Here is a 20,430-nt window from a genome sequence, read left to right on the forward strand (position 1 = left end):
AGGTGGTCCCGATGTGGTCCACTGTGGCCTTGCCCCTGCTCGTCGGAATCCTCGGGGTGAACGCCGTTCCGCACTTCGTGAAAGGAGTACTGGGGGAGGAGTTCCCGAACGTGACGGGCAACGCGCCGGTGCGCAACGCCGTTGCCGGATTCCTCGGACTGACGCTGACGGCGCTGATGGCGTACTGGGCCGACCTGTCGAGTCATCCATGGGTCGGCGCGGTGAGCATCGGCCTCGGCGGGCTGAGCATGGCGGTCTTCCACGGCCTGGGTGGGGCCTACCGGCTCAACACCGCCTTGGGCCTGCCGAATCCTCCTCGGCAGCTCCACTCGGCGGCCCCGTGATCCAGCCCTGCCCCGGGCCTCTCGATGCTGACCTTGCCTCGGGGGCCGACGGGACGGCGAAGGGCGAGATTGCCGGGAATGCGCCACGTCGAGAATCGGCAATGTCCGGCAGTGTGCGCGCACGCGGAATCCGGATTCCGCTCATACCGTCGCCATCACCGTCACCGATTTTCGGGTCGATTCGTGAATCGGCGGTTCCGTGCCGTACCGCTTTCCGGCCGGTCCGCACGATTCTGTCCGGGATCAATGCGCGTGTCGGTTCGGGTCGACGGCAGCACCGGCTGGGTCCGGACGTGCCGGAAATTATCGGAGAGTGCGGGCTGCATTTCTCCATACTGCGAGTGGCGGGGCCGGTGCTGGTTCTGTGACCGGTGCGCAGGCGAGGATTTCCTGAATCGCCGACGATCGGATTCGCGGGTAGTTGCTGTAGTGACCGGCGCATGCGGCGGTAGCCCAGCTGACCGTTCTTGCATCTGTACTTACATTTCCGTGCTGTCCGAGATCGGCCTACGGGCGCATTGACCTGCGGGTCGGATGGATCACCCTGCGGCGCATCGAATCCGGGTCCGGGCGCGCAAAAGAGTGGCCCAGCCTTGGCGAGAGGCTGGGCCACTTCGAACTCGGGTTCAGCTTGCGGTAGCAGGTACCCACCGGACCGCGGGTGCGGCCGGACGGTTCCGCATGGCAGCGAAACTGTGCCGCGCGGGACTGATGAACGCGGTGAACCAAGAGCGGCGGTGCTCCGCGAGCGCCGCCGCGACAGCAGGGATCTGAATGCAGTGCACTCGCCCCGCCATGCCCAGGCGGTGGCGACCCGTCTGGTTGATTCTGGTGCCCAATGGTGTTCCTTTGCATCGCTGGTGTCGGCCTGGATCGCCACGGCGAAGATTAGCGGAACGAAAGTGCTCGGCCGAGTATTTTGCGCGAGTAATTGCTTCGGCGTGTCGGAAAGGCGCGGCGCACAACCGCAAACATCCGGAATTGTTGCGAATCGGTCTCGGCGCAGTCACGGATCGGGCAAAAGGGTGCGCAAGTGGTGGAATGCGCGGGCGCATCGGGTAATCGACCGGATTGCCCGTTGTCCGGCCGATTCGCCACCGCTCCCGCGGCGAGTGACGCGGTCCGGCGGCGCTCGGGGCGCCGGACGCGCGCGCCGCTCCCGGATGCGAGACTGGTCGAATGTTACGAATCGGCCTCACCGGAGGCATGGGAGCGGGCAAGTCGACGGTGGCTCGGGCACTCGCCGACCTCGGTGCGGTGGTCATCGACTCGGACCTGATCGCACGGGAGGTCGTCGAGCCGGGCACCGAGGGCCTGGCCGCGCTGGTGGCGGCGTTCGGGTCCGACATCCTGGCCGCGGACGGCAGCCTCGATCGGCCCGCGTTGGCGGCCAAGGCATTCGGTGACGACGCGGCACGCGCCAAACTGAATTCGATCACGCATCCGCTCGTCGGAAAGCGCACCGCGGAATTGATCGCCGCCGCCCCCGCGGATGCGATCGTCGTGCAAGATATTCCGCTACTGGTGGAAAATGGTCTCGCGCCGTTGATGAATCTCGTGCTCATCGTCGACGTGGACGCCGAAACGCGAATTCGCCGTCTGGTGGAATTCCGCGGCGTGGTCGAATCCGATGCGCGAGCGCGTATTTCCGCGCAGGCCACCGATGAACAGCGGCGAGCTGTTGCCGATGTGTTGCTGGATAACAGTGGCGCGCCCGGCACGGTCGAAGCCGAGGTGCGCCGACTGTGGGCCGAGCGTTTGGTGCCGTTCGAGCGCAACCTGCGGGCCGGGACGCCCGCGCGCCGCAAGGAGATTCGGCTCGTGCCCGCCGATCCCGACTGGCCCGCGCAGGCGCAGCGGCTGATCGCCCGGCTGTGGGTGGCCTGCGGCACTGCCGCGTCTCGCATCGACCACGTCGGCTCCACCTCGGTGCCGGGGTTGCCCGCCAAGGACGTGATAGATCTCCAGATCACGGTGGCCGACCTGGCCGCCGCGGACGGCCTGCGCGACGCTCTCGGCGCCGCGGGGTTCCCGGTGCGGCCGGAAGTCACCCAGGACAACCCCAAGCCGACGCCGCAGGACCCGGCGGGCATCGATACCGCACTGTGGGTCAAGCGTTTCCATCAGAACGCCGACCCGGGCCGGTTGGCCAACGTGCACGTACGGGTCGAGGGCTCACCCGGCCAGCAATACGCGCTGCTGCTGCGGGACTGGCTGCGCGCCGACGCCGGCGCACGCGCGGAGTACCTCGCCGTCAAGCGCGAGGGCGAGGCCAAGGCGGCCGGGCTGACCGGCGCGGAGGCGACCTCGGCCTACCTCGATGTCAAGGAGCCGTGGTTCGACGCCGCCTACCCGAGGGCCTTGGCCTGGCGGGACGTGTCGGCGCCATAGCAGTCGGGGCGAGCGCGCGAGGCTCTGTCCCTAGCCTTCCTGGGTCGCCGGTAGCGGTGAAAGGCACCGTGACCACGCGTCCGGTGCTACACCTCCGTCGCCGGTCGGCTCTCCCCAGCTGAATTCCAGGCGCTCGGGCGTCGCTATCTCGCGGAACACGCGCGCTCGGGTAGGCGGTGCCGTCGGCGTCGGACACCTGCACCGAGTCGTACCGGCCGCCGACGCGCGGCTCGACCATGATTCGGTCGCGCGGTGCCGAGTGGCCGACCGGAGCAGCGCGATGTCGAGGGTTCGGCGAATACCGGTGGGGGCTACAGCCAGGTCAGCGTGATGTCCATGGTGTCCAACCAGCCCTCGAGGGTGTGGCCGTTGGCGGCGATGCCGTCGATGGCGGCGGTGGCGTGCTGGACGGCGGCCTCGGCGTCGGCGAGAGTGATCAGTCCGGCGGCGTGCGCGGCGATCAGTTCGTCGACGTCGAGCAGTTGTGTATCGCGCGCGGAGCGCACGACGATGTCGAGGTAGTGATCGACGGCCTTCCACTTCTTCGGGCCGACCACGGTGAAGTCACCGACGTCGAGGTAGTAGTCCTGGTCGCGCCGATGCGCGGGCAAGTAGTGGAAGATGGTCGCCCGCAGGTGCAGCTTCGGCAGCAACCAGGACTCGATGTAGTGGAATTGCGGATGATCCGAGGTGCGCGCCATGTACAGGCCCCACGGCTCGACGCGGTACTTCTCGACCGGGCGCACGAAGCCTTTCGGATCCGTGTTCGTCAGATCCGCGATGCTGAAGTACTCGACTTTGGGCCGGTGCACGTCGACGGTAGGTGCCTGCGTCATGCATCAAGAATCTACCGTCGCGCCCGACGCGTCGAGTCGGGCGCGGTAACCGGTGAGCTACATCCAGGTGAGTTGCTGCCGTGCGTGGCGAGCCAGTCCTCCACGCAGTGGTCGTGCCCGGCCAGGCCGTCCAGCACCGCCGTGGCCTGCTGGAAGGCCCGGTGCGCCGGTGCGGGGCCTGGACCATCCGCCGTGCCCCGGGAATCTGTCGGTGGCTCCGCCTAGGCTGGTGAGCATGGCATTCGCAACCGAGATTCCGGCGGAGGGCTTCGAGGAGAGGGCGGCCGAGCAGCCGCTCGCGCACTCGGAGTTCCGTCCGGTCGGCGAGATCGAGCGCGTCGGCGGCCGGTTCGAGGTGGTCAGCGACCACCAGCCGGCGGGCGACCAGCCGGCCGCGATCGCCGAGCTGGAGCGCAGGATCACAGCGGGGGAGCGCGATGTGGTGCTGCTCGGTGCCACCGGCACGGGCAAGTCGGCCACCACGGCCTGGCTGATCGAGCGGCTGCAGCGGCCGACGCTGGTGATGGCGCCGAACAAGACCCTCGCCGCCCAGCTGGCCAACGAGCTGCGCGAGATGCTGCCGAACAACGCCGTCGAGTACTTCGTCTCCTACTACGACTACTACCAACCCGAGGCGTACATCGCCCAGACCGACACCTACATCGAGAAGGACAGCTCGATCAACGACGACGTCGAGCGCCTGCGCCATTCGGCGACCTCCAGCCTGCTGTCCCGGCGCGACGTGGTGGTGGTCGCCTCGGTGTCGTGCATCTACGGCCTCGGCACGCCGCAGTCGTATCTCGACCGGTCGGTGCAGCTGCAGGTGGGCAGCGAGCTCGATCGGGACGCGCTGCTGCGGCTGCTGGTCGACGTGCAGTACACCCGCAACGACATGGCGTTCACCCGCGGCTCCTTCCGGGTGCGCGGTGACACCGTGGAGATCATCCCGTCCTACGAGGAGCTCGCCGTCCGCATCGAGTTCTTCGGCGACGAGATCGAGGCGCTGTACTACCTGCACCCGCTCACCGGCGACGTGGTCCGCCAGGTCGACATGCTGCGGATCTTCCCCGCCACTCACTATGTGGCGGGGCCGGATCGGATGGAGCGCGCGGTGCGCGACATCGAAGCCGAGCTGGAGGAGCGGCTGGCCGAGCTGGAACGCCAGGGCAAGCTGCTGGAGGCGCAGCGGCTGCGCATGCGCACCCAGTACGACCTGGAGATGATCCGCCAGGTCGGGTTCTGCTCCGGCATCGAGAACTACTCGCGCCACATCGACGGCCGCCCGGCCGGCTCGGCGCCGGCGACGCTGCTGGACTACTTCCCGGAAGACTTTCTGCTCGTCATCGACGAGTCGCACAACACCGTCCCGCAGATCGGAGGCATGTACGAAGGCGACATGTCCCGCAAGCGGAACCTGGTGGAATACGGCTTCCGGTTGCCGTCCGCCGTGGACAACCGCCCGCTGACCTGGGAGGAATTCGCCGATCGCATCGGGCAGACGGTCTACCTGTCGGCCACGCCCGGTCCGTACGAGCTCGGGCAGACCGGCGGCGAGGTGGTCGAGCAGGTGATCCGGCCGACCGGATTGGTCGATCCCAAGGTCGTGGTGAAGCCGACGAAGGGCCAGATCGATGATCTGATTCATGAGATCAGGGGGCGTACCGAGCGCGACGAGCGCGTCCTGGTCACCACGCTGACGAAGAAGATGTCCGAGGACCTCACCGATTACCTGCTCGGGTTGGGGGTGCGGGTGCGCTATCTGCACTCCGAGATCGACACTTTGCGCCGCGTCGAGTTGCTGCGGCAGCTTCGGCTCGGCGAGTACGACGTGCTGGTGGGCATCAACCTGCTGCGTGAGGGGCTCGACCTGCCCGAGGTGTCGCTGGTGGCGATCCTCGACGCGGACAAGGAAGGATTCCTGCGCAGCACCACCGCGCTGATCCAGACGATCGGCCGCGCGGCGCGCAACGTCTCCGGCGAAGTGCACATGTACGCGGACAAGGTCACCGACTCCATGCAGTTCGCCATCGACGAGACCGAGCGCCGCCGCGCGAAACAGGTCGCCTACAACGAAGAGATGGGCATCGATCCGCAGCCGCTGCGCAAGAAGATCGCCGACATCCTCGACCAGGTGTACCGGGAGGCCGACGAGACCGAGGTGGAGATCGGCGGCTCCGGCCGCAATGCCAGCCGCGGCAGGCGCGCGCAAGGCGAGCCCGGCCGCGCGGTGAGCGCGGGCGTGTACGAGGGCCGCGACGTCAAGTCGATGCCCCGTGCCGAACTCGCCGATCTCGTCAAAGAACTCACCGCGCAGATGATGAACGCGGCCCGTGAGTTGCAGTTCGAGCTCGCCGGGCGGTTGCGCGACGAGATCGCGGACCTGAAGAAGGAACTGCGCGGCATGGACGCCGCCGGATTGAGTTGAGCGCCGCTTCGGCGCTGCCTCCGCGGACCGGGAGCCGGGTCACCGCGGAGGCAGCCGGAGTGTCACGACTGGGTCGCCATCCATTCGTTCACACGGCGCTCGGCCTCCTCGCGCGGCACGTCCTCGACCTTGGTGAGCACCGCCCAGCGGTGGCCGAACGGATCGATCACGACGCCGAAGCGGTCGCCGGTCACGAAGGTCTGCGGCTCCTCGACGTTGCGGGCGCCGTGATCGACGGCGCGGCGCACGACCGCGTCGACATCCGGGCAGTAGTGCACGATCGAGGTGTGCACCCATTCGCCGTTCGGTGCCAGCAAGCCGTTGTCCGGGATGGGCATTCCCATCTGCAGGGTCGAGTCGCCGATCTTCAACTCGGCGTGCGCGGGCTGGCCGTCGGGCAGATCGTTGCGGCTGATCACCTCGGCGCCGAAGACGGCGGTGTAGAACTCGATGGCCTTGTTCCCGTCGCCCACCGCGAGAAAACACGTGATCGAGTGGTAGCCGTCGGCAATGGGATTCACTGTGTTCGTCATGACCACAACTCTCGCCCGTGGCGGCCGATGGGTCTTGTAAGAAAGCGACACCGTGCCCGGTAGCGCCGAATCGTCGTCCGGCGAGCCGCCGCATGCTCGCAATCCGCAGGCGCCCACCGACACCAAAGGGATCCTGCATCCGGACGAACAGGCAAAGCACCGTTCGCTGGTCCGGTTGCCGCCGGGCCGGGCGGTGGACCGCTATGTCGAGTGGTACTGGGCGGTGCGCTGGGATCTTCGCGGCAGGCCGCCGTACCGGGCGGAGGTGCTGTCCTACCCGAGCGTGAACGTCACCTTCGAACGATCCGGCGCGCGCACCGGCGGATTCGTCAACGGCGTGACCACCACGAAGTTCATCCGCGAACTCAGCGGGCTCGGCGAGACATTCGGCATCCGTTTCCGTGCGGGCGGCTTCGGCGCGTTCACCGGCCTCGATGTCGGCTCGTTGCGCGACCGCGCCGTGCCCATCGCCGACGTGCTGCCCGACGCCGCCGGCCTGACCGAGCGGGTGCTCGACGCGCCGACGGTCGAGCAGCGCCGCGGCGTCGTCGAGGAGTACCTCGCGGACCGCCCTGCGGCCGCGGACCCGACCTACCGGCTGGTGCTGCGCATTGTCGAGGCGATGGCCACGGATCAAGAGCTCACCAGGGTCGATCAAATCGCCGAGCGGTTCGATGTGCCCGCCCGCACGCTGCAGCGCATGTTCCGCCGGTACGTCGGCGCCGGGCCGAAATGGGTGCTGCGGCGCTACCGGTTGCAGGACGGCGCGGATCTGCTCGCGAAAGGCCGCATCGACGATCTCGCCGCGTTGGCCGCGGAACTGGGCTATTTCGACCAAGCGCACTTCTCGCGTGAGTTCACCGCGGAAGTGGGTATGGCACCCCTGGAATACGCCAAGAATTCGCTACATTTCCGCAACGAGGTCACTGCCAAGGTCATGCCGACGCAAGGTTAATTGCCGGACAGCCGACGAGGAGCCGGACATGGATATCGTGGTGTTGATCGGACGGGTGTTGTTCGCGGTGCTGTTCCTGACTTCCGCCCTCGGGCATTTCACCCGGACCGAGGCGATGGCGGGGTATGCGCAGAGCAAAGGCATCCCGATGGCGAAGGCGTCGGTACTCGCCTCGGGCGTGCTGTTCGGCCTCGGCGGCCTGAGCGTGCTGCTGGGTGTCTGGGCCGACCTCGGTTCGCTGCTGCTGGCGATCACGCTGCTGTCGACCGCCGTCGTGATGCACCGGTTCTGGCAGGAGAGCGACCCGCAGGGCAAGCAGGGCGAGATGATCCAGTTCAACAAAGACCTCGCCTTGAGCGGTGCCGCCCTGATGCTGTTCGCGTTCTTCGCACACGTGGACGAACTCGGATTGACCATCACCGGGCCGCTTTTCGACCTCTAGTCCATCCGCGGAGTCCGGATCGCGCGCTAATATTGCCGCGTCCTTTTACTGCAGGAAGAGGAAGCCATGGACATCATCGGAGCGATTCTCGGCATATTCTGGGCAAACTACCGGCAGTGGCCGTAGCGGCAGGCCGATCCGGGCCCGATCGGCCCGTCACGGCTCGTGATTCACCCCGCTGGGCGGGCCGACCTTCCTGTGACAGACCTGGCTCTGTGACGAATATCCCAGGGTTGCAACACTGTTCGACGCGGTTGTGGCACATCACAGGTTTGGTTCCGGTGAATTGGGTCTGCGCTGGTTGATAAGGCCTTTCCGGCATTCCCTGGCGAATCCGCGGCGGGAATGGCGGAACACCCCGAGTGTGATGTCTTGCGATTTCTGAAATTTCCGTACCGTTTGCCGCTATGGTCGAGCCCAGTCGCCGCGCCGACGCCCCGTCCAACGGGGACGACACCGCGCGCAGCACCGGACCCACCGCATAGTTGGAGGAGAGAATGACCGCCTACCGGACCATTGTCGTCGGTACCGATGGCTCGGACTCGTCGTACGTCGCCGTCGAGAAGGCCGGGTCTCTGGCCGGCGTCTCTGGCGCGACCCTGGTCGTGGCCTGCGCTTACTACCCGACCGACGACCGCGATGTCGCCGCCGCGGCCGACGTGCTCAAGGAAGAGGCCTACCAGGTACGCGGTTCCGCGCCGACCAACGAGATCCTGCGCATCGCCAGGGACAAGGCGATCGCCGCGGGTGCGGCCGACATCGTCGAGCGCGCCATCGTCGGCGAGCCGGTGGAGTCGCTGCTGGCTCTGATGAAAGAGGTCGACGCCGACCTGCTGGTGGTCGGCAACCGGGGCCTGAACACCCTGGCCGGACGGCTGCTCGGGTCGGTGCCCTCCGACGTGGCGCGCAAGTCCCGCTCGGACGTGCTGATCGTGCACACCGTGCGCTGATTCTCGTCCAGCCCGAAAGGCTCCGTGCCCGTCGCGAATCGCGATGCGGGACGGGGCCTTTCGTCGTTCCCGGTGGCGGAGCCGCTTCAGTGCAGCCGGGCGAGCACGCCGGGCAGATCCGCACTGTGCACGACGCCGAGCCGCTGGGTGGCCCGGGTCAGCGCGACGTAGAGGTCGTTGAGCCCGCGCGGCGATTCGGCGAGGATGTCCTGCGGTTCCACCAGGTAGACCGCGTCGAACTCCAGGCCCTTCACCTCGTGCACGGTCAGGACCCGCACCGACTCACCCGCGAGGTCGGCCAGCCGCGCGATCAGCCCGTGCGGCGCGATCACCGCCGTGGTACCCGGCCCCGTCTCGGTGGCGACCAGCCGCGCGATCTCGGCGTGCACGTCGCCCGGCTCGACCCGGTAGGCGCGCGGCGCGACGCCGGTTTCGCGGACCGAACGCGGCGCGGTGGCCGTCGGGTCGATGGCCGCGAGAACGTCGGCCGCGAGGTCCATGATCTCGGCGGGCGTGCGGTAGTTGACGGTGAGCTCGGCCAGCTTCCACCGGGACGCGACGTAGGGCTCCAGCATCCGCTGCCACGACGAGGTGCCCGCCGGGTCGCCGGTCTGCGCGACATCGCCGACCACGGTGACCCACCGGTTCGGGATCCGCCGCATCACCATGCGCCACGCCATCTCCGACAGCTCCTGTGCCTCGTCCACGATCACGTGGCCGTAGGTCCAGGTCCGATCGCCCGCCGCGCGCTCGGCGGTCGTCTGGCGAGTGCGAATGTGCTGGCGTTCGGCCAGCTGGCCGGCGTCGATCAGGTCGTAGGCCATCAGGATCTCCGGGTCGAGCTCGTCCTCGAGATCCTGGGGCGCGGAGCCGGTGAGGATGTCGAGAGCGTCCTGCGCCTCGGCGATCTGGGCGCGCCAGCGGCGGCGGGCGCGCTCGCGTTCTTCGGCGTCGTCCACCCCGAGCAGTTCGGCCAGCTCGTCCAGCAGCGGCGCGTCCGCGGGGCTGAACTGCCCGTCGTCCGAGCGCAGCAGCTCGGCGCGGTCGGCCGGGGCCAGCGAGCTCGCGACCCGGTCCAGCCGCTTCGGGTCGGCGAGCAGGTCGGCCAGGACGTCCTGCGGAGACAGGATCGGCCACAGTTCGGCGATCGCGGCCTGGATCTGCCGGTCGGCGCGCATCTCGTCGCGGATCTCGGTGAGGTCGGCCGAGCTGAGCAGACTGGGGCCGCCGGAGAGGTCGGCGCCCATGGTCTGGGCGAGCTGGTCGGTCAGCGCGTCGATCACCGAGCTCGCGAAGATCGGCCGGGCCAGGTTGTGCGGCCTGCGCGAGGAGCGGGCGCGGCCGCGGGCTTTGGTGGCGATCTTGCGGTCCAGAGTGACCGGATAGCCGTCGAAGCTCAGCCGGATCGGCTCGGCGGGCACCTCCTGGCGGTCGCGCACCGCCTGCTTGAGCACGTCGAGTATCGCCAGCGATCCCTTGAGCTCACCCGCGCGCAGCGAGTCCTCCCGGACCGCCCGCACGCCCGGGTACAGGTCGCCGATGGTGGACAGCAGGACGCCGGTCTCGCCGAGCGACGGCAGCACCTGGCCGATGTAGTCCAGAAAGGTGGCGTTCGGCCCGATGATCAACACGCCGCTCTTGGCCAGCTGCTGGCGGTAGGTGTAGAGCAGGTACGCCGCGCGGTGCAGCGCGACAGCGGTCTTGCCGGTGCCCGGCCCGCCCTGGACGACGAGCACGCTCTTGTGCTCGGAGCGGATGATCGCGTCCTGCTCGTGCTGGATGGTCTCGACGATGTCGTTCATGTGGCCGGTGCGGGCGGCGTTGAGCGCCGACAGCAGCGCGCTCTCGCTGCCGACACCACCGTCGGTGTCGGTGACGCCGGCCCGGCGCGCGGCCTCCAGGTCCAGGTACTCGTCGTTGATCGCGGTGACCTTGCGGTTGCGCGAGCGGATGTGCCTGCGCCGGGTCACACCGTCCGGCGCCGCGGTGGTGGCCAGGTAGAACGGCCGCGCCAGCGGGGCGCGCCAGTCCAGCAGCAGGCTCTCGTAGTCGTCCTTCTCGTCGAGGATCCCGATCCTGCCGATGTAGCGGTAGTCCTCCTGCGCACCGTCGAGGTCGATGCGGCCGAAGCACAGGCCGTGCTCCGCGGCATCGTATTTCGTCAGGTCCTCGGAGTAGAGCTGGGTGAAGGACTCCCGTTCGCTGCGAGCCTGCGGAGTGCCGCCGTTCTCCAGCAGCACGGTGCGCAACCGGTTGCGCGCGTAGTCGCGCATCTCGTCGAGCCGCTCGTACAGCACCGACAGGTACGCCTGTTCCTGATCGGTCTCGCGGATCCGCTCGGGGGTGCCGTCGTAGGCGGCACGATCCTGAGTGAGGTCGGGCAAACTGAACTCCTTGTCACCGCGAACAGGCGCGAGCGCACTACCCGGGCCGGGCAGGCGAACGCGCGGAAAGCAGAGTTGTCGAGTCTACTGGGGTTGCGGAGGGCTCGCCGTATCCCCAGGTGAGGGCCCGGGCGGCGCGACGCCGTCCAGGGGGAGCGGGACCGGCGTGAAGTGCTCCACCACCGGGAACGGGTCGTAGAAGTGGTGCAACAGGTCCTTCCAGCGCTGATAGTCCGGCGAGCCGCGGAATCCGACGACGTGATCGTCGAGACCGTCCCATTCCACCCGGAGCAGATAGCTGCCCGGCGACTCGACGCCGCGCGACAGCGACAGCGACCGGAAGCCCGGCATGCTCGCGATGATCGGGCGCGCCGCGGCGAAGGCGGCTTCGAACTCGGCGGCGCGCTCGGGGCGAACCGGCAGCAGGGCGTGTTCGACGATCATGCGCGATTCCGGGTCAGGACGCGTGGGTGCTGTTCGGCCTGCGGCCCTTGGTGACGGTGCCTTCGCGGCGCCCGGGCGGCTTCGCTCGGTACATCGCCAGGTCCGCGTCGTGCAGCACGGCTTCCGGGCTGCGCCGGTCGCCGACACCGAGTTCGGTGACGCCGATCGAGGCGTTCACCTCGATCCGGTGCCCGCGCGCGATGATCGGCTCGGCCATGGTGGAGCGCAGCCTGCTCACCAGCGCTTCGATGTCGACGCGGCGGGTGCGCCCGGACAGCAGGACCAGGAACTCGTCGCCGCCGAGCCTGCCGACGATGTCGTCGCCGCGCAGCGCGCGCTGCAGCCGCTGGGCGACGATCTGCAGCACGGTGTCGCCGATGGCGTGCCCCAGGGTGTCGTTGATCGCCTTGAACCCGTCGAGATCGATGAACAGCACGGTGGACACCGGCAGCAGTTCCTCGGTGCTGGCCAGTGCGGCGGCCAGCTGCGACAGGATCAGCGAGCGGTTGGCCAGCCCGGTGAGCGAGTCGTGCGTGGCCTGGTACTCCAGTTGCCTCCTGCTGGCGCGGAATTCGGTGATGTCGGCGAAGGAGGACACCGCCGACGAGCGCGGGTCGCCGGGATTGAGCAGGCGGCTGCTGCCCGACAACCAGCGGCGCTGACCGTCCACCCGGTCGACGCCGAAGATGTAGCCGGTGATGGTCTCGCCCGTGGCCAGCGTGCGCGCCACGGGATGGCGGCTCGGCGGCAACGGCTGGGCGTTGGCGTCCAGCAGCACCAGCGGCAGCGACTGGATGGTGCGGCCGATGACCTGCCCGTCGGGGCCCTCGGTCCCGAAGATGCGCTTGGCCGCCGGGTTCATCGACTCGATCCGGCCCTCCGGATCGATCACCACGACGCCCTCCTCCAACTGGGAGACGACGGTGGTGAAGTAGTGCTCGGCTCGGCGCTGCGCGGCCTCGGCATGGCGCTGGGCGGTGAGGTCGTGGATCACCACCTGGTAGGCAAGGCGGTCGTGCCAGGCGGTCAGCACCGACACCGTCTCCACGGGGACGGTGCCGCCGTCCACCCGCATCAGCGTCATCTCGGCGGGGATCGAGGCCGCGCCCGCGGTGGTGAGGGTGGCGATGCGGTCGAGCATCGAGGGGACGGACGCGGGGTGGACGAAGTCGGTCAGCGGACGGCCGACGATCTCGTCGGCGTTCTCGGCGGCGAGCAGCCGGACGGTCGCCGGGTTGACGTAGACGACCAGGCCGCGCTCGTGCACGCAGATCCCGTCCGGGGTGTGTTCGACGAGTGAGCGGTAGCGCGCAGCCATCTGTTCGGCGGCGTCGACCGCGGCGGCCAGCTTGTCGTCACCCACTCGAACCCCCGATCATCGACCCAATTATGGCCATTGGAACACGGGATTATTCTGGTATCGACGTGTACAAGATCACATCGTCCACGGCATTGCTTCGATCACAGTACCGGCACGTTCTCGGGTCGGATCCGGGGATCATGGGGGAACCGGTTTCTGCGTCGAGATAGGGCAGACCGCTCGGTCGGCCCGGGGAGCCGGCGAAGGAGCGATACATGCCGGGTGCCGACCCGAACACCGCCGCGCGATCGCGATTGGATCCGCCGCGGCATCGGAATCATATGACCATCGCCGGGATCGGCGCGATCACCGGTTACGGATGGGGACGTGAGCGGCTGTGGGACGGCTTGCTCAGCGGCAAGTCGGCGGCAGCCCTGCAATCCGGCTACGGGGCGGGCCGCGACGAGGACGCGTGGGTGTCGCTGGTGCCAGAGGGCGGGGATCCCGAACTGCGCACCAGCCGTTACGGGCGCGCCGTGCACGAGGCCGCGCGGGAGGCCGTCGCCGATGCCGGGGACCGCGGCTGGCGGCCCGGCCGCACGGTCGGCTTGCTGCACGCCATCGTGCTCGGCGACGTGCTGGACTGGCGCGAGTTCTACCTCGCCGACGAGGGCTACCGCCGGTCCAGGGATTACCTGCGGCTGCTGCCGTCCACGCCGGTGTCGATGCTGATGCAGGAATTCGGCTTCCACGGTCCGGCCATGAACGTCTCCGCCGCGTGCAGTTCGGCCAACGTCGCGCTGATCACCGCGAAGCTCTGGCTGGACGCGGGCATGGCCGACGACGTGATCTTCGTCGCGACCGACCTGTCCGCCACCCCGGAAATGCTCGAACACTTCGTCCGGCTCGGCGCCGCGGTGGCGGACGCCGAACCGATGGACGCGTGCAGGCCCTTCCAGGAGGGCAGCCGCGGGTTCAGCATGGGCGAGGCGTCGGTGGCGTTCGTCCTCACCCGTGCGGCCGAGCGGCCCTATGCAGCGGTACTCGGCGGCGCCATGTCCAACGACGCCTACCACGTGGTTTCGGTGGACCCGACGCACGAGCAGATCCTCGACTGCGTCCGGCGCGCGCTCGCCAGCGCCGGGGTCGCCGCCGCGGACGTGAGTTATTACAACGCGCACGGCACCGGAACGCGGCAGTGCGATGTGGCCGAACACCATCTGCTGGAGCACCTGTTCGACGATCGCCCGCACATCTACGCGTTGAAACCGCTGGTGGGCCACTGCCAAGGTGCGGCGGCCGCCGTCGAGGTGGCGGCGGCCGCCCTGGGCTACGACCGCGGCATCGTGCCCGCCGCGCCGATCGTCGCGCCGGCGCATCCACGGCTGCTGGACGGCCCCGCGGCGTTCGAGGGCGGTATTACCGCGAAGCTCTCCCTCGGCATGGGCGGCAACAACTCCGTCGTGGTGCTCGGGGCCGCCTGAATCGGGCCTACCACAGTTCTTTTCGCCGCAGGGGACTTTCGGCCCTGTTCGCCACACCAGCGCGGTGCTGGCATGGGAGTGCGAACGGATCGATCTGGAAGGCGGGGCAATACAGATGGTCACCTCGGAGCTGCGATTCGCGGCGGAACATTGGACGACGGCCGCGGACCCGGAAGTGGCGGTGACCACGTGCGGAGACGTGGGCGCCATCGACGTGACGCGGGCGGTGCGAGCCATCGGTCGCGTCCTGCGCAGGCACCATCTCGACGCGCCAGCCCGGGTGCGTCTCACCGCACCGCCCGACGCGGAGCGGCCCACGGTGGTGCAGGTCGATGTCCGCAACCGGGACCTCGTCATCCGGGTCCAGGTCACCGGGCCACGCGGATTCGCGGTGACCTTCGCCGCCGAGCGCCTGGACCGCAGGCTGGCCCGCCTGGCCGCGGGACAACCGCGGACCTGGCCGGATCCGGCCCGCCCCCCGCTGGCCTGGGTCGGCGAGCCGCGTCCGATCGTCCGCCGCAAGCAGGTCGGCCTCACCACCTGCACGCCCGCCGACGCGGTCGCGGTCCTGGATGCGATGGACTACGAGGCGCATCTGTTCACCGACGCCGACACCGGTGAGGACGCGGTGGTGCACTGGGCGGCGCCGGGCGTGCGACTCATCCGCCAGTGGGCGACCTATCCGCCGATCCGGTCGCCGGAGATGGTCCAGGGCACCTCGCCGATCGTCGTCGACGCCGAACCGGCCGCGTGCCTGGACTCGGCCGAGGCGGCGAACGTGTTGTGCCGCAAAGGCTTGCCATTCCTGTTCTGCACCGCCCCGGACAGCGGCCGTGGCGAGCTGCTGTACCGGCGGCACGACGGCGATCTGGCCCTGGTGGCGCCCGTCTGATCGCTAGGCCAGCGGTACGGACCAGTGCACCCTGGTGCCGCCGTTCTCGGCCGGCCGCACCGTGCAGTGGCCGTCGGACATGTTCGCGCGCTGCGCGAGGTTGGCCAGTCCGCTCGGCACCACGTCCGCGGGCATGCCCTTGCCGTTGTCCTCGACGAGAACGGTCAGCTCGTCGCCGACGGTGATCTCGACGGCGAGCCGGTTCCCGCCGGAATGGCGCACCGCGTTGCTCACCGATTCGCGCACCACGGCTTCCGCGTGGTCCGCGAGCGCGTCGCCCACGACCGACAGCGGTCCGGAGAACCGCACGCTGGTCCGGAACGCGCCGTCGGCCGTCTGCTGGCGGATCGCGTCCTCGAGCCGCCGCCGCAGCGGGTCGCCGCCGTGCAGGTCGAAGATCGACGTGCGGATCTCCTGCACGACCTCCTGCAGACCGTCCATCTCCGCCGAAAGCCGTTGCCGCACTTCCGGATCGTCGGTGCGGGCCGCGGTGGCCCGCAGCCCGAGCCCGACCGCGAACAGTCGTTGCACGACATGGTCGTGCAGATCGCGCGCGATGCGGTCGCGGTCGGCGAGGACGTCGAGTTCACGCATCCTGCGCTGGGTCTCGGCCAGTTGCATGGCCAGCGCCGCCTGATCGGTGAACGCGGCGGTCAGCTCGATCAGTTCGCCGGAATACGGGGCACTGCCGGGTGGGCGGACGACGATCAGCACGCCGAGCACGAGATCCGCGGTCTGCAACGGCAGCACTAGCGCGGGCCCCGCCGAGCCGACCGGAGCGCCGAGATCGACCGCTCCGGCGTCGGTCACCTGCACCGGCGCACGCTCGGTGAACGCCGTGCCGGTGGCGGTGCCGGAAATTTGTACCCGCTCCGGACCCGGGCCGGGACCGAACCATTGCGCCACAACGAGTTCGGTGGCTTCGTCGGGCGGCGTCGCGGGCGCGACCACGGCCAGCAACGCCTGCTGCGAGCCGGTCAGCGCGCGGGCGCGCGCGACCACCTGCGCGAGCACCAGGTCCGGCGCCGTGCCCGCGAGGAACTCGGTCGCGATGTCCCGGGTGGCTTCGATCCACGCCTGCCTGGTTCGAGCGGATTCGTACAGCCTGGCGTTCTCGATGGCGATGCCCGCCGCGGCGGCCAGCGCCAGCACGATGGCCTCGTCGTCGTCGGTGAACGGTTGCCCGCCCGCCTTCTCGGTGAGGTAGAGATTGCCGAAGATCTCCTCGCCGATCCGCACCGGGACGCCGAGGAAACTGCCCATCCGTGGATGGTTGGGCGGAAAGCCCACGGAAGCGGGATGTTTCGACAGATCGACCAGCCGGATCGGTTCCGGGTGCAGGAAGAGGAGCCCGAGCACGCCTTGTCCCTCGGGAGACCGGCCGATATGGGCGGGCATCGTGTCGTCGACGCCCTGGAAGATGAATTCGACCAGCTGATGATCGTGTCCGCGGACGCCCAGCGCGCCGTAGCGGGCGTCGACCAAGCGGGTGGCCGCGCGCACGAGGGCGCGCAGGGTGTCGAGCACCGTTGACGTGAGGGCGGGGGTGACGTCCGTCATGAAGAAGTCGGGGAGGCCGGTGGGATGCGCACAGCGCGGTCAGTCTAGTCGGCGGTCGGTGCGCACGCGGCGAAGTCGTTCGACCGGAGCCGGCCGCTGGACGAATCCCCGGCAGCGCTGTGCCGGTGCCCGGACCGCGATGACGGTACCGGCCATGTTCTTCCGCACAGGAGCAGGAGCGTGACCTCGAGCACTCGGCGCCGAGGCGTCCCTCGGACAACCGCCTGTCACCCGCAACCATTGCCGCGGTCATCGGCCCCGGCCGTGCGGGCGCGGCGGCGGGACGGCGGGCGGCGAGGGGAATGATGCGGCCCGTCCCGCTGTTGACCAGGGACGCCGGGAGGGCGATGCTACGGAGGCGTCCTTGCCTGTTTCCCCGGCTCGATCCGTAACGTCCGGCCGCCGGGTTCCCGCCATTCGTCGAGGTGACGGGCGGTCCGCGAAACTTGTCGGTGCCCATGCCTAGCATGGCGGCCGGGGGTATGTCTGGACGCCGAACACGAAGGAGAAGGGACGACCTGTGGCGGAACGCCTCACTGTGCGCGGAGCTCGGGAGCACAACCTCAAGGGTGTCGATCTCGACCTGCCCCGCGACAGCCTCATCGTGTTCACCGGTCTGTCCGGCTCCGGAAAGTCGAGCCTGGCCTTCGACACGATCTTCGCGGAGGGGCAGCGGCGCTACGTCGAATCGCTGTCGGCGTACGCGCGGCAGTTCCTCGGCCAGATGGACAAGCCCGACGTCGACTTCATCGAAGGTCTCTCGCCCGCGGTGTCCATCGACCAGAAGTCGACCAACCGCAATCCGCGCTCGACCGTGGGCACCATCACCGAGGTCTACGACTACCTGCGGCTGCTCTACGCCCGGGCGGGCACGCCGCACTGCCCGGTGTGCGGCGAGCTGATCGCCAAGCAGACGCCGCAGCAGATCGTCGACCAGGTGCTGGCGATGGAGGAGGGCATCCGCTTCCAGGTGCTCGCTCCGGTGGTGCGCACCCGCAAGGGCGAGTTCGTCGACCTGTTCGATCAGCTGAACACCCAGGGCTACTCCCGCGTGCGGGTCGACGGCGTGGTGTATCCGCTCACCGATCCGCCGAAGCTGAAGAAGCAGGAGAAGCACGACGTCGAGGTCGTGGTCGACCGGCTGGCGGTGAAGCCGAATTCCAAGCAGCGCCTGACCGATTCGATCGAGACCGCGCTGCGGCTCGCCGACGGCATCGTGGTGCTCGACTTCGTCGATCGCGACGAGCACGCGCACGACCGGGAGCGCCGCTTCTCCGAGCGCCTCGCCTGCCCCAACGGTCACCCGCTCGACATCGAGGACCTGGAGCCGCGCTCGTTCTCGTTCAACTCGCCCTACGGCGCGTGCCCGGACTGCACCGGCTTGGGCATCCGCAAGGAGGTCGACCCGGAACTGGTGGTGCCCGACCCGGCGCTGAGCCTGAACGAAGGCGCCATCGCGCCGTGGTCGCGTGGCCAGACCGCCGAGTACTTCACCAGGCTGCTGTCCGGTCTCGCCGATGCCATCGGCTTCTCCATGGACACCCCGTGGCAGGATCTGCCGCCGAAGGCGCGCAAGGCGGTACTGGAGGGCAGCGCCGACCAGGTGCACGTGTCCTACACCAACCGCTACGGGCGCAAGCGCTCGTACTACGCGGACTTCGAGGGCGTGATGCCGTTCCTGCAGCGGCGCATGGAGAGCACCGAGTCCGAGCAGATGAAAGAGCACTACGACGGGTACATGCGCGACATCCCGTGCCCGGTGTGCAACGGCGCCCGGCTGCGCCCGGAGATCCTCGCCGTCACCATCGCCGCCGCGGGCGAGAAGAAGTCCATCGCCGACGTCAGCGACCTGTCCATCGGCGCGTGCTCGGCATTCCTGAACTCGCTCACCCTGGGGGAGCGCGAGGCGGCGATCGCCGGGCAGGTGCTCAAGGAGGTGCAGGCGCGGCTGGGCTTCCTGCTCGACGTCGGTCTGGAGTACCTGACGCTGTCGCGCGCGGCCGCCACGCTCTCCGGCGGTGAGGCGCAACGGATCCGGCTCGCCACCCAGATCGGCTCCGGCCTGGTCGGCGTGCTGTACGTGCTCGACGAACCGTCGATCGGCCTGCACCAGCGGGACAATCGCAGGCTCATCGAGACCCTCACGCGCCTGCGCAATCTCGGCAACACGCTGATCGTGGTCGAGCACGACGAGGACACCATCCGCGCCTCGGACTGGGTGGTCGACATCGGCCCGTACGCCGGCGAGCACGGCGGCACCGTTGTGCACAGCGGGCCCTACGAAGAGCTGCTCACCGACCCGAACTCGCTGACCGGAGCGTATCTGTCCGGCCGGGAGCGGATCGAAGTGCCGCTGGTACGCCGCCCGGTCAGTAAGAAGCGGCAGCTCACCGTCGTGGGGGCGAGCGAGCACAACCTCCGGGGCATCGACGTCGCGTTCCCGCTCGGCGTGCTCACCGCGGTGACGGGCGTCTCCGGCTCGGGCAAGTCGACGCTGGTGAACGACATCCTGGCGACGGTGCTGGCGAACCGGCTCAACGGCGCGCGGCAGGTGCCCGGCAGGCACACCCGGATCAACGGGCTCGACCACCTGGACAAACTGGTGCAGGTGGATCAGTCGCCGATCGGCCGGACGCCACGGTCCAACCCGGCCACCTACACCGGCGTCTTCGACAAGATCCGCACGTTGTTCGCGGCCACCACCGAGGCGAAGGTGCGCGGATACCAGCCGGGCCGGTTCTCGTTCAACGTCAAGGGCGGACGATGCGAAGCCTGCTCCGGTGACGGCACGCTCAAGATCGAGATGAACTTCCTGCCGGACGTCTACGTCCCGTGCGAGGTCTGCCACGGCGCTCGCTACAACCGGGAAACCCTCGAGGTGCACTACAAGGGCAAGACCATCGCCGAGGTGCTCGACATGTCCATCGAGGAGGCCGCCGACTTCTTCGAACCGATCACCTCGATCCACCGCTACCTCAAGACCCTGGTGGACGTGGGGCTCGGTTACGTGCGCCTCGGTCAGAGCGCTCCCACCCTCTCCGGTGGCGAGGCGCAGCGGGTGAAGCTGTCCGCCGAGCTGCAGAAGCGGTCCACCGGCCGCACCGTGTACATCCTCGACGAGCCGACCACCGGTCTGCACTTCGAGGACATCCGCAAGCTGCTCAACGTCATCAACGGCTTGGTGGACAAGGGCAACACGGTGATCGTCATCGAGCACAATCTGGACGTCATCAAGACCTCCGACTGGGTGATCGACATGGGCCCGGAAGGCGGCTCCGGCGGCGGCACCGTCGTCGCCGAGGGCACGCCGGAGGAGATCGCGGCCGTCGCGGACAGCTACACCGGCCAGTTCCTGAAAGAGGTGCTGGACGCGCGGCCCGCGCCGCAGAGCGCCGCGAAGAAAGCTCCGGCGAAGAAGGCGGCAGCGAAGGCGACCAAGCGGGTGGCCAAGAAGACGGCGCCGGTCGGCTGACCATCGCCCGGCGCGGCC

15 protein-coding genes are annotated in these 20,430 nt (G+C 68.9%); 9 read left to right on the forward strand and 6 right to left on the reverse strand.

Annotated features, from left to right (window positions below):
• The first annotated feature begins 11 nt into the window (after positions 1-11).
• Entirely contained in the window at positions 12-344 is a 333-nt protein-coding gene (locus tag ON19_RS10670; protein ID WP_043689685.1) for a hypothetical protein, read from the forward strand.
• 1,179 nt (positions 345-1,523) lie between these two features.
• Entirely contained in the window at positions 1,524-2,735 is a 1,212-nt protein-coding gene (coaE, locus tag ON19_RS10680; RefSeq protein ID WP_043689616.1) for a dephospho-CoA kinase, read from the forward strand.
• 311 nt (positions 2,736-3,046) lie between these two features.
• Here coaE and ON19_RS10685 read toward each other — a convergent pair whose 3' ends face one another.
• Positions 3,047-3,571: a ribonuclease FAU-1 family protein gene (locus tag ON19_RS10685; protein ID WP_043689619.1), complete on the reverse strand. Its 525-nt coding sequence runs from the start codon at positions 3,569-3,571 to the stop codon at positions 3,047-3,049.
• A gap of 235 nt (positions 3,572-3,806) precedes the next feature.
• Here ON19_RS10685 and uvrB point away from each other — a divergent pair, with 235 nt between their 5' ends.
• Positions 3,807-5,996, forward strand: coding sequence for an excinuclease ABC subunit UvrB (gene uvrB, locus ON19_RS10690; protein WP_043689622.1), 2,190 nt, complete (start codon positions 3,807-3,809; stop codon positions 5,994-5,996).
• Between the two features lie 62 nt (positions 5,997-6,058).
• On the opposite strand, the gene ON19_RS10695 is transcribed toward uvrB, so the two are convergent.
• A complete protein-coding gene (locus ON19_RS10695) occupies positions 6,059-6,529 on the reverse strand; it encodes a VOC family protein (protein WP_043689625.1) in 471 nt (156 codons plus the stop codon).
• A 52-nt stretch (positions 6,530-6,581) separates the two neighbouring features.
• On the opposite strand from ON19_RS10695, the gene ON19_RS10700 reads away from it, so the two are divergent.
• The 3 genes from ON19_RS10700 (at position 6,582) to ON19_RS10710 (ending at position 8,876) form a co-directional block, all read left to right on the forward strand.
• Positions 6,582-7,484, forward strand: coding sequence for a helix-turn-helix domain-containing protein (locus tag ON19_RS10700; protein WP_083899276.1), 903 nt, complete (start codon positions 6,582-6,584; stop codon positions 7,482-7,484).
• A 28-nt stretch (positions 7,485-7,512) separates the two neighbouring features.
• The gene (locus ON19_RS10705) at positions 7,513-7,926 is read left to right on the forward strand and encodes a DoxX family protein (protein WP_043689627.1); all 414 of its coding nucleotides are present in this window, start codon (positions 7,513-7,515) and stop codon (positions 7,924-7,926) included.
• Between the two features lie 497 nt (positions 7,927-8,423).
• On the forward strand, positions 8,424-8,876 hold the full coding sequence (locus ON19_RS10710) for a universal stress protein (protein WP_043689630.1): 453 nt from the start codon (positions 8,424-8,426) through the stop codon (positions 8,874-8,876).
• 86 nt (positions 8,877-8,962) lie between these two features.
• Here ON19_RS10710 and ON19_RS10715 read toward each other — a convergent pair whose 3' ends face one another.
• From ON19_RS10715 to ON19_RS10725, 3 genes are all read right to left on the reverse strand, one after another.
• Entirely contained in the window at positions 8,963-11,260 is a 2,298-nt protein-coding gene (locus ON19_RS10715; protein ID WP_372478700.1) for a HelD family protein, read from the reverse strand.
• Positions 11,261-11,344: 84 nt separating this feature from the next.
• Positions 11,345-11,704, reverse strand: coding sequence for an antibiotic biosynthesis monooxygenase family protein (locus tag ON19_RS10720; protein ID WP_051168719.1), 360 nt, complete (start codon positions 11,702-11,704; stop codon positions 11,345-11,347).
• Between the two features lie 13 nt (positions 11,705-11,717).
• Positions 11,718-13,067 (reverse strand): diguanylate cyclase domain-containing protein, encoded by a 1,350-nt coding sequence (locus tag ON19_RS10725; RefSeq protein ID WP_043689632.1) that lies wholly within the window; start codon positions 13,065-13,067, stop codon positions 11,718-11,720.
• 278 nt (positions 13,068-13,345) lie between these two features.
• Between ON19_RS10725 and ON19_RS10730 the strand changes: the two genes are divergently transcribed.
• Together ON19_RS10730 and ON19_RS10735 are read left to right on the forward strand one after the other, a co-directional pair.
• The gene (locus ON19_RS10730; RefSeq protein ID WP_043689693.1) at positions 13,346-14,488 is read left to right on the forward strand and encodes a beta-ketoacyl synthase N-terminal-like domain-containing protein; all 1,143 of its coding nucleotides are present in this window, start codon (positions 13,346-13,348) and stop codon (positions 14,486-14,488) included.
• A 115-nt stretch (positions 14,489-14,603) separates the two neighbouring features.
• Positions 14,604-15,380: a sigma 54 modulation/S30EA ribosomal C-terminal domain-containing protein gene (locus ON19_RS10735; protein WP_043689633.1), complete on the forward strand. Its 777-nt coding sequence runs from the start codon at positions 14,604-14,606 to the stop codon at positions 15,378-15,380.
• Positions 15,381-15,383: 3 nt separating this feature from the next.
• Here the strand turns inward: ON19_RS10735 and ON19_RS10740 are convergent, their stop codons facing one another.
• The gene (locus ON19_RS10740) at positions 15,384-16,940 is read right to left on the reverse strand and encodes a GAF domain-containing sensor histidine kinase (protein WP_051168720.1); all 1,557 of its coding nucleotides are present in this window, start codon (positions 16,938-16,940) and stop codon (positions 15,384-15,386) included.
• Positions 16,941-17,460: 520 nt separating this feature from the next.
• Here ON19_RS10740 and uvrA point away from each other — a divergent pair.
• Complete coding sequence (gene uvrA, locus ON19_RS10745; RefSeq protein WP_043689634.1) at positions 17,461-20,412, forward strand: excinuclease ABC subunit UvrA; 2,952 nt, start codon at positions 17,461-17,463, stop codon at positions 20,410-20,412.
• Positions 20,413-20,430 lie beyond the last annotated feature (18 nt).

The sequence above is a fragment of the Nocardia abscessus NBRC 100374 genome, from assembly GCF_000308455.1.
Taxonomy (GTDB): Bacteria; Actinomycetota; Actinomycetes; order Mycobacteriales; family Mycobacteriaceae; genus Nocardia; species Nocardia abscessus.